Consider the following 252-nt stretch of genomic DNA (forward strand, 5'->3'; position numbering starts at 1 on the left):
CTACAGCCTCAGTGAAGCTCAGGACAAAAGCCTTGGTGGCGCCGTATACAGCCATGCCCGGGATGGGCTGGAAAGCTGCGGTGCTCGCAACATTGACCAGCGCGCCCTTTGCTGATGACAGCATGCCTGGAAGGAAAGCGCGGGTGATGTCCACCAAGGAGGCGACGTTCAGTGATATCTCGGAGGCAATCGCGTCAGGGTCCTCCTCCGCGAAAGGGGACCGGGTGCCGAAACCTGCATTGTTGATCAAGG

General features: G+C 59.5%; 1 protein-coding gene. It reads right to left on the minus strand.

Going from position 1 to position 252, the window contains the following annotated elements; translation table 11 throughout:
• On the minus strand, positions 1–252 hold a 252-nt coding region (locus SCA31_RS24595), incomplete at both ends, for an SDR family NAD(P)-dependent oxidoreductase (protein ID WP_410699585.1).

The organism is Chryseobacterium sp. SIMBA_028 (assembly GCF_046535285.1).
Lineage (GTDB): Bacteria > Bacteroidota > Bacteroidia > Flavobacteriales > Weeksellaceae > Chryseobacterium.